Origin of the sequence: Pseudomonas sp. ICMP 10191 (genome assembly GCF_001467335.1) — a bacterium.
GTDB classification, from domain to species: Bacteria; Pseudomonadota; Gammaproteobacteria; order Pseudomonadales; family Pseudomonadaceae; genus Aquipseudomonas; species Aquipseudomonas cerasi.
On record NZ_LKGW01000134.1, the window covers coordinates 1 to 11,172 of the forward strand.

1 pseudogene is annotated in these 11,172 nt (G+C 61.7%); it reads right to left on the reverse strand.

From position 1 onward, the window contains the following. Positions 1 to 11,172, reverse strand: a pseudogene (sypC, locus tag AO388_RS20480) (syringopeptin non-ribosomal peptide synthetase SypC); the annotation flags it as partial.

The window sequence follows — 11,172 nt, forward strand, 5'->3', positions numbered from 1 at the left end:
CTCAAGCCCCTCCCAGACCACGCTGGTGCGCAGGATGTCGTGACGTTCGACCACGCTCTGCAAGGCCGCGGCGAAACCGGCCAGGCACTCGCGATCATCGAACGTGAAGAGCATCTGCAAGATGTAGGGGTCACCTTCATCCGCGGCCAGATGGTGATAGAGAATGCCTTCCTGCAAGGGGGCCAGGGCGTAGATGTCCTGAATGTTGGCCAGGCCGCCCGGCACGCTGGCGACGACCCGATCAATCCCTGCCTGATCGAGGTCAGCCAGCGGCAGCATGTCCGGGGTAATACGCTCGCAGCCCGGCACGATCAGGTTATCCGGCACTTGCACGTCGGTGTACCCGCCCACCGCCGCAGCGAGTGCGGCCAGGGTCGGCTGGTTGAACAGCACGCGCACGTCAGCCGACAGGTCGATCTGGCGCATGCGCTCGATCAGTTTGACGGCCAGCAGCGAATGCCCGCCCAGTTCGAAGAAATGATCGTGGCGGCCAACCTGCGGCACTTGCAGCAGGGACTGCCAGATCTGCGCGATGGCGATCTCGACATCGCCCTCTGGCGGCGCGTATTCGCGCATTGCCAGTGCCTGCGCATCCGGAGCAGGCAATGCCTTTTGGTCGAGCTTGCCGTTGGCGGTCAGGGGGAAGCTGTCCAGTGCCACAAAAGCACTGGGCACCATGTAGTCGGCCAGAGACAGCAGCAACCGCGCACGCAAGTCAGCCGCGACGATCTCGTGGCCCGGCTCGGCGATCACATAGGCCACCAGGCGCTTGTCACCCGGTTGATCCTCGCGGACCAGCACCAGCGCTTCGCGGACCGTATCGCAGGCAGCCAGCACCGCCTGAATTTCTCCCAGCTCGATACGGAAGCCACGGATCTTGACCTGGTCGTCGTTGCGGCCCAGGTAATCGAGACTGCCGTCAGCCATCCAGCGACCCAGGTCGCCGGTTCGGTACAGGCGCGCTTGAGGATCCTTGCTGAACGGGTTCGCCAGGAAACGCTCGGCGGTCAGCGCTTCACGGTTCAAGTAGCCCCGCGCGACACCGGCACCGCCGACATACAGCTCGCCAACAACACCCACCGGCACCGGCTCGCGACGTGCATCGAGTACATACAACTGCAAATCGGGAATGCGCACACCGATAGGACTCACGCCCGCCCGCTGCGCATCTGCCGCCACCAAGGGGTGGTAGGTCACATGCACCGTGGTTTCGGTGATGCCATACATGTTCACCAATTGCGTACCGGCGTTGATCACCCTGGCGTACCAAGGCTTGAGCATCCCGGTGTCCAGCGCTTCGCCACCAAAAATCACCTGGCGCAAGGAATGTCGCTGATCGCTCTCGCCCTGGGCGTTGAGCAACTGGCGGAACGCGCTCGGAGTCTGGTTGAGCACCGTCACTTCGGCGCTGCACAACAGCGCGTAGCAGTCTTGCGGGGAGCGGCTGACCAGCTGCGGCACGATAAACAAACGCCCGCCGTGCAACAGCGCACCCCAGATTTCCCAGACCGAGAAGTCGAAGGCGAATGAATGGAACAACGCCCAGACATCCTGCTCGTTGAAACCAAACCAGCTCTGTGTGGCCGAGAACAAACGGGCCACGTTGCGATGCTCGACCATTACGCCCTTGGGCAGGCCGGTCGAACCGGAGGTGTAGATGACGTACGCCAGGTGGCGCGGGCTGAGCCCGGTCAGCTGTGGATTGTGACCCGGTTGGGCCTGCAACGCCGGACTGTGCAAATCCATGCGTGGGCCATCGAACGTGCCCAGCAGCGCCAGCCCTGCAGCATCGGCCAGCACCGCCATCGGTGCGCTGTCCTGCACCTGGTAGGCGATACGCTCGGCCGGATAGGCCGGGTCAATCGGCACGTAACCGGCACCGGCCTTGAGCACCCCGAGCAGACCGACGATCATTTCCAGGCTGCGCTCGACACAGATCGCTACCCGGTCATCTGGCTGCACGCCCAGGCCCAGCAGATAATGGGCCACCTGATTGGCGCGAGTGTTCAGCTCGGCATAGGTCAGGGTGCGGTCTTCGTAATGCAAGGCCACGGCATTCGGCTGCGCCACCACCCAGGCTTCGAAGGTACGGTGAATCAGGGTGTCGTCGGCCTGCAGGGCATGCGGAGTGTTCCAGCTTTCCAGCAGTTGCTGGCGCTCGATCGCGGGCAGGATATTCAGCGCTCCCAGCGCAGCGTCCGGGGTCTGTTCCAGTGCTTGCACCAGATTTTCCAGCACACAGTGCATGTAGGTACACACACGTTTGGCACCGATCTGCCCTTCGGTCATGACGGTCAAGGCGAAACCTTCGCCCAGATCATCCACGCACAAGGTCAGCGGGTAGTTGGTGCGTTCTTCGCCATGCAGCGCCTGAATGCCTTCCCAGGCGACCAGCGCCTGGTCACTTGCGTCGAGATCACCGGTATGGCGAAAGTTGAGCAGCGAGCTGAACAATGGCGTCGAAGCGGGTACACCACTGCAACGTTGGGCCAGTACCAGCGAGGCGTGCTCATGGGCCAGCAGCCCGCTGAGTCGTGCGTGGGTGGCTTTCAGACCGCTGCGCACGCCCTGCTCGCCCAGCGTGACACGCAACGGCAAGGTGTTGATGAACATCCCCAGCGCCCTGTCAGACCCGGCACCGCCCTGCAGACGACCGAGCAATACGGTGCCGAACACCACATCGTCCTTGCCGGATGCAGCGCCCAGTACACGGGCCCAGGCCAGGTGATAAAGGCTGGCGGAGCTGACCCCGAGCTGTCGGGCCTGCACGCGCAGGCGGCGGCTCAGGTCGATGTCGACCACCTGGCGTACTTCCTCGATACCGCTTCCGTCGCCCTGCACGTCCTGCAGGCCGAATGGCAGCGTCGGCTCATCGACGTCACCGAGCATGTCGTGGAAAAACGCCTCGTGCTCTTCACGGCTGACACCGAGCATTGCCTGGGCCACGTAGTTGCGATAAGGCACGGACGGTGGCAGCGAGGCTTGCTGCCCGAGCATGTACGCCTCGATTTCACTGGTGAGAATGCGCAGCGAGGTGGCATCGTCCACCAGGTGATGGAACAGCAGCATGCCCAGCCAGCGATTATTCGCCGCGTCCTGTGCATAGCCGATACGCAGCATCGGCGCCTGACGGATGTCCAGACGCGTGTGACGAGGGTCCAGGCGCTTGATCAGTTGTTCGGTGATGTCGCCTTCGGCCGGGTCCAGCACCTGCTCATCCAGGCCCAGAGTTGCCTCACGCCAGACCACCTGCACGGGTGCGTCGAGACGCTCCCAAAGCATCGCGGTGCGCAGGATATCGTGGCGGGCGATCACGCCTTGCAGGGCCTGAGCGAAACTGTGCAGCCGCTCGAGGCTGTCAAAGGCAAACAGTGCATATTGCAGGTACGGGTCACCTTCGACTGCGGCAAGGTGGTGATACAAAATCCCCTCCTGCAACGGTGCCAGGGCATAGATGTCCTGCACGTTGGCCAGGCCGCCGGGCACGCTTGCCACCACGCGGTCGATATCGTCCTGGCTCAGCGACACCAGCGGCAGCATGTCCGGGGTGATGCGCTCACAGCCGGCGGGAATAAGGTTAGCGGGGGCTTCTACAGCACCCTTCCCGCCCACTGCGGCCGCCAGGGCAGACAGGGTCGGCTGGCTGAACAGCACGCGCACATCGGCAACCAGATCGATCTGGCGCATGCGCTCGATCAGTTTCACGGCCAGCAGCGAGTGGCCGCCCAGCTCAAAGAAATTGTCATGACGACCAACCTGCTCCAGTTGCAGCAGGTCTTGCCAGATACGCGCAATGGCCATCTCGGTATCGTTTTCAGGTGCTTCATAGCCGCGACTGGCCACCGCCGAGCGGTCGGGTGCTGGCAAAGCCTTGCGGTCGAGCTTGCCGTTGGCCGTCAGCGGGAAACTTTCCAGGCTGACAAAGGCGCTTGGCAGCATGTACTCGGCCAGCGACAGGCGCAGTTGCTCGCGCAGTTGCGTAGCGTCCGGTTCCAGTCCCGCCGTACCGATGACGTAGGCCACCAGACGCTTGTCACCGGGCTCGTCCTCACGCACCAGCACCAGCGCATCCTGTACAGCGTCACACGCGGCCAGTTGTGCTTCGATCTCGCCCAGTTCGATACGGAAACCGCGAATCTTGACCTGTTCGTCGTTACGGCCCAGGTATTCCAGGCTGCCATCGGCCAGCCAGCGTCCGAGGTCGCCGGTGCGATACAGGCGCGCACCCGGCGCCGTACTGAACGGGTTGTCGATAAAACGCTCGGCCGTCAGTGCTTCACGGTTCAGGTAGCCACGCGCCACACCGGCGCCGCCGACATACAGCTCGCCAACCACGCCGACCGGTACCGGCTCGCCATTGGTGTCGAGGACATACAGTTGCAAATCGGGAATGCGCCGGCCGATCGGGCTGGAACCGATACGCTGTGCATCGTCGGCCTGCAACGGGTGATAGGTCACATGCACCGTGGTTTCGGTAATTCCGTACATGTTCACCAGTTGTGTCTCGGCATTCACGTTGCGGGCATACCACGGCTTGAGCATCGCCGTTTCCAGCGCTTCACCACCGAAAATCACCTGACGCAGCGAATGCGCCTGCGCGTTCTCGCCCTGGGCAGCAATCAGTTGCCGGAACGCGCTCGGCGTCTGGTTGAGCACCGTTACCCCAGCGCTGCATAGCAATGTGTAGAAGTCTTCCGGCGAGCGGCTGACCAGTTGCGGCACGATCAACAGACGTCCGCCGTGCAGCAATGCGCCCCAGATTTCCCAGACCGAGAAGTCAAAGGCGAACGAGTGGAACAGCGCCCAGACATCCTGTTCATTGAAACCGAACCACTCTTCAGTGGCCGAGAACAGCCTTGCAACGTTGCGATGCTCGACCATCACGCCCTTGGGCAGGCCGGTGGAGCCGGAGGTATAGATCACATAGGCCAGGTCGCTGGACTTGACCGCTACCTGCGGATTGCACACGGATTCGTCCTGCAAGTCGGCATCGTCAAGACTGATGATTGGCAGTTCCGTCACTGGCAAGGCTTGCTGCACGGTCTGCTGGCTCAACAGTGCGACCGGCGTGCTGTCGCCGAGGGTATAGGCCAGGCGTTCTAGCGGGTAAGCCGGGTCCAACGGTACATAACCGGCACCGGATTTGAGGATGCCCAGCAAGCCGATAATCATCGCCGGGCCACGCTCGACGCAGATCGCCACGCGATCGTCCGGGCGCACACCCAGCGCGAGCAAGCGATGGGCAACCTGGTTGGCGCGGGCGTTGAGTTCGCCGTAGCTCAGGGTTTGATCTTCGAATACCAGCGCCACGGCGTCTGGTCGTTCTGTAGCGCGGGCTTCGAATTGCTGGTGGATCGGTGTTTCGTGTGCATAGGTGTTGCCGGGCTCGTTCCACTGTTCGAGCAACTGCTTACGCTCGCTGAGCGGCAATATTGAAATAGCATGCAGCGGGGTTTGCGGTGCCTGTTCCAGCGCATCGATCAGCCCCTCTACGGCCAGTTGCAAATAGTCACACACACGCTGCGCGCCGATGCTCGCCGTGACCAGCGAGGTGAACAGAAAACCTTCACCTGTATCGTCGACGTTGACGGTCAATGGGTAGTTGGTGCGTTCTTCATCGGCCATCCCCAACGACTGCATGCCACTCCACGCCGTCAGTGCCTCATCGGTTACGGCAACGTTGCTATGCCGATAATTGAGCAAGGCGCTGAACAGCGGCGTCGGTGCGACCACGCCGCTGCAGCGCTGGGCCAGCGCCAGCGACGCATGCTCGTGCCCGAGTAAGCCGGTCAAGCGCCGGTGCGTGGCCTTGACCCCTTCACGCACGCCCTGGTCGCCTAGGTCTATCCGTAGCGGCAAGGTATTGATGAACATGCCAAGGGCTCGTTCGGCACCTCGACCGCTCTGCATCCGGCCCATCAGGATGGTGCCGAACACCACGTGTTCACGTCCGCTGACGCGGCCCAGCATCTGCGCGAACGCCAGGTGGATCAGGCTCGCCGCACTGACCCCAAGTTGCCGCGCCTGAACTCTCAAGCGTTGGTCCAACGCGCCGTCCAGCTGCAGACGGGCATGATCGAGCGCGCTGCCGTCGCCTTGCACATCGTGCAGGCCGAATGGCAGCGTCGGCTCGTCGATGTCGCCGAGCATGTCCTGGAAGAACTGCTCGTGATCCTGCTCGTTCAGGCCTTTTCGGGCCTGAGCGACATAATTGCGGTAGGGAATGGAGTCGCCAAGTTGCTCGGCCTGACCGAGCAGGCAGACCCGCATTTCATGCTGCACCTGATCCAGCGCGGTGTGGTCGAGGATCATGTGGTGGAACATCAAGATCGCCACCCAGCGCTGGTTAACGGTGTCCAAAGCACACACCATGCGCATCAAGGGTGCCTGACGGATGTCCAGGCGTATCTGGCGTGGGTCAAGGCGCTCCTGCAACTGACGGGTTACATCACCTAGCCTGGGGTTGAGTTGAACTTCTTCGACGCCTAGCTCGACCTGGCGCCAGACCACCTGCAACGGTTCATCAAGGCTTTCCCAGTGCATGGACGTGCGCAGAATGTCATGGCGGTCGATGACCATTTGCAGCGCTTTGGCGAAGGTGTCAACGTGTGCGCGGCTGTCAAAGGCAAACTGCGCCTGCAACACATAGGGGTCGCCCCGTTCGGCGCTGATGTGGTGGTAGAGAATGCCTTCCTGCAACGGCGCCAACGGATAGATGTCCTGCACGTTCGCTGCGCCGCCGGGCACGCAGGCTGTCACCTGGTCGATCTGCTCCTGACTCAGGTCGATCAACGGCAGCATGTCCGGAGTGATTCTCTGGCAGTCCGCAGGAATGCGGTTGGCCGGAATAACCAGATCGTCGACCGCGCCTGCCGCTGCCGCCAGTGCCGCAAGGGTCGGCTGGCTGAACAGCGAACGCACGTTGGCGCTCAGGCCGGCCTGGCGCATACGTTCAATCAGACTCACTGCCAGCAGCGAATGACCGCCCAGTTCGAAGAAGTGGTCGTGGCGACCGACACGTTCGATCTTGAGCAAGTCGCTCCAGATTTTCGCCAGAGTGATTTCTGCTGTGCCTTGTGGCTCCTCGTAGCCGCCACGGATCAGTGCATCACCGTCCGGTGCTGGCAGGACCTTGCGGTCGAGCTTACCGTTCGGGGTCAGCGGCATTGCGTCGAGCAGCACATAGGCTGCCGGGATCATGTGGGCCGGCAGTTGTTCCTGCAGCCAGTCGCGCAGGCTATCGATGTCCACCGAAGCCTGCCCTGCGCTCAGGGTGTAATAAGCCACCAGACGCTTGTCGCCGGGAATCTCTTCGCGGGCAGTGACCACTGCCTCGTGGACCGCCGGGTGCTTGGCCAGACGCGCATCGATCTCGCCCAATTCGATACGGAAGCCGCGGATTTTCACCTGATCGTCGTTACGGCCCAGGTATTCGATATTGCCGTCTGGCAGATACCGGCCAAGGTCGCCGGTACGGTACATGCGTGCCGCAGGCTGTTGGCTGAAAGGGTCCTTGAGGAAGCGTTCGGCAGTCAGGTCGTCACGGTTCAGGTAACCGCGCGCCACACCGGCCCCGCCGATGTAGATCTCGCCCACAACGCCCAGTGGAACGGGCTGTTGCTGTTCATTCAGCAGGTAAAACTGTGTATTGCCGACCGGTTTGCCGATGTGTGGAGCGAAGCCGTCTTCGCGATCCATCGCCACCCAGCTTGAGTAGGTGGTGGTTTCAGATGGGCCGTAGAGGTTGCACAAGCGCTGCACGTCAGTTTTTTCGAACAGCGATTCAACCAGGCTGCGTTTCAGTGCTTCACCGGCCACGTTCACGGTGTGCACAGATTCCGGCAGGCCGTTAACTTCCAGCAGTGCTTTCAGCGCCGACGGCACGGTGTTGATCAGGCCGATATCGTGCTCGCCGTGTTGCAGTTCCAGCACGTTCCTGACGACTTCGATGCTCCCGCCCGAGGTCAGCGGCGCGAAGCACTCGTAGACCGCGAGGTCGAAGTTCAGCGAAGTGGAGAACAGCGTTTTCTCCAGTGCTGCCCCGTCAAAAGCCGTGTGCGCCCAGCTCAGGAAGTTCACAGTGTTGCGGTGTTCGATCATTACGCCTTTTGGCAGGCCGGTCGAACCCGAGGTGTAGATCAGGTACGCCAGATGCGCTGAAGTCAGCCCCGGCACCTGCGGGTTCTGGACGGATTCGTCCTGCCAATCGTTCAGATCAAGATTGATAACAGGCACCGAAACGTCGGTCAGCAGCGCTTCAGTTGCCGACTGCGCCAACACAGCGGCAGGCACGCTGTCCTGCAACATGTAAGCAATACGTTCCGCTGGATACGCCGGGTCGAGCGGCACATAACCGCCGCCCGCCTTGAGGATCGCCAGCAAACCGACGACCATCTCCACACCGCGTTCCACACAGATCCCGACCCGCGAATCCGGCTGCACGCCCTGCTTGCGCAAGGCATGCGCCAGGCGGTTGGCCTGTTCGTTAAGCTCGCGATAGGTCAGATTTTGTTCGCCATGCACTACGGCCACATCATCTGGCGTGCGCTCGACCTGTGCTTCGAACAGCCCATGAATGGTCTGTTGCTGCGGGTAATCCAGCGCGGTGTCGTTGAACTGCACCAGCAACTGCTCACGTTCGGCAGCAGGCAGGACCGGCAGGCTGCCGAGGGCCGAGGACGGTGACTGTTCCAGCGCATCCACCAGATGCTCCAGCACAGTCTGCATGTAAGCGCAGACCCGTTTGGCACCCACGGTACTGCTGACCAGCACGTTCAGGTTGAAGCCTTCACCGGAGTCATCGACATTCAAGGTCAATGGATAGTTGGTGCGTTCTTCGCTGTTCAGCGTATGAATACCCTGCCAGGCCTGGGTAGCCCGCTCGGATACGCTGCCAGGCGCACTGTGGCGATAGTTGAGCAGCGAACTGAACAGTGGCGTCGGTGCGGCAATGCCGCTGCAACGCTGAGCCAGCGCCAGCGAAGCATGTTCGTGACCCAGCAAGGCAGTCAGACGCTCATGGGTGGCCTTGACCGCGTCACGCACGCTCTTTCCGCCCACTGAAACCCGCAGCGGCAAGGTGTTGATGAACATCCCCAAGGCCCGCTCGGCGCCTTCCCCGGCCTGCATCCGGCCCATCAGCACGGTGCCGAACACTACGTCCTGCCTGTTGGAAACCGTGCTCAACACCTGAGCCCAGGCCAGGTGCAGCAGACTGGCGGCGCTCACGCCCTGTTGTCGGGCCTGAGCGCGCAGTCTCAGGTTCAACCGAGGGGTTAGCGCCAGGTTGGCTTCCTCGATATCAAGGCCATCGCCCTGCACATCCAGCAGACCGAATGGCAGCGTCGGCTCGTCCACATCCCCAAGCATGTCGCGGAAAAACGTTTCGTGCTCGGCCTGACTGACGCCCAGGCGTGCCTGGGCCACATAATTGCGGTATGGCACCGGTGTCGACAGGTTTTGAGCTTCGCCCAACAGCCAGGCCTGCATTTCATGCTGTACCACGGCCATCGCCATGTTATCGAGGACCATGTGATGGAACAGCAGCATCGCGCAGATACGCTGATTCAGCGGATCTTCGGCATAGGCCAGGCGCATCAGCGGTGCCTGAGTGACATCCAGGCGGTGGTGACGCGGGTCGAAGCGGCTGTGCAGTTGCGTGCTGACATCACCGGCTGCGGGGTCGAGTTGCAACGCCTCAAGAGGCAATTGCGCGTGGCGCCAGACCGCTTGTACGGGTGAGTCCAGGCCTTTCCAGATTACACCGGTGCGCAGAATGTCGTGTCGATCAATAACTGCCTGCAAAGCCTGGACGAAAGCGTCCAGGCACGCGTGGTCGTCAAAGGCGAAATGCGCCTGCAGCACATACGGATCGCCCTGCTCGGCGGCGATGTGGTGATAGAGAATGCCTTCCTGCAACGGCGCCAACGGGTAGATGTCCTGCACATTCGCCACGCCGCCCGGCACGCTGGCAACCACCTGGTCGATCTGTGCCTGGGTCAGGTTGGCCAGTGGCAGTAGTTCAGGCGTAATGCGTTGGCAATCCTCGGTGATCAGATTGGCTGGCACCACGATGTCCGTGCTACCGCCGACTGCGGCAGCCAGTGCAGATAACGTCGGCTGACTGAACAGCACGCGTATATCGGTGCTCAGACCCAACTGGCGCATGCGCCCGATCAGGCTGACTGCCAGCAGCGAGTGACCGCCGAGTTCGAAAAAGTTGTCGTGACGACCAATCCGGGCAACGCCCAGCAGCTCTTGCCAGATGGCCGCGATCTGCGTTTCGGTTTCACCTTGTGGAGCTTCGTAGCCACGGCTGATCAGTGCATCGGCGTCCGGTGCTGGCAAAGCCTTGCGGTCGAGTTTGCCGTTCGGGGTCAGCGGCATGGCCTCAAGCCGCACATAAATGGCCGGCACCATGTACTCAGGCAGCTTTTCCTGCAAATGCCTGCGCAGGTTATCGATGTCGACCACGGTGTTTCCGGTCGCCAAGGTGTAATAAGCCACCAGACGCTTGTCGCCCGGCACATCTTCGCGGGCTGTCACTACGGCTTCGTGGACGGCCGGGTGTTTGGCCAGACGCGCATCGATCTCGCCCAGTTCGATACGGAAGCCGCGGATTTTCACCTGATCGTCGTTACGGCCGAGGTATTCGATATTACCGTCTGGCAGATAACGGCCAAGGTCGCCAGTACGGTACATGCGTGCCGCTGGGTTTTGGCTGAACGGGTCTTTGAGGAAACGCTCGGCAGTCAGGTCGTCACGGTTCAGGTAGCCACGGGCCACGCCAGCACCGCCGATGTAGATCTCACCGGCAACGCCTAGTGGCACAGGCTGTTGCTGTTCGTCCAGCAGGTAAAACTGTGTATTGCCGACCGGTTTGCCGATGTGAGCTGCGAAGCCATCTTCACGATCCATAGCCACCCAGCTTGAATAGGTGGTGGTTTCGGATGGGCCGTAGAGGTTGCACAGGCGCTGCACGCCGGTTTTTTCGAACAGGTTTTCCACGAGGCTGCGTTTCAGCGCAGAGCGCCGATGGTACGGTGTTGATCAGGCCGATATCGTGCTCGCCGTGTTGCAGTTCCAGCACGTTTTTGACGACTTCGATGCTGCCGCCCGAGGTCAGCGGTGCAAAACACTCGTAGACCGCGAGGTCGAAGTTCAGCGAGGTGG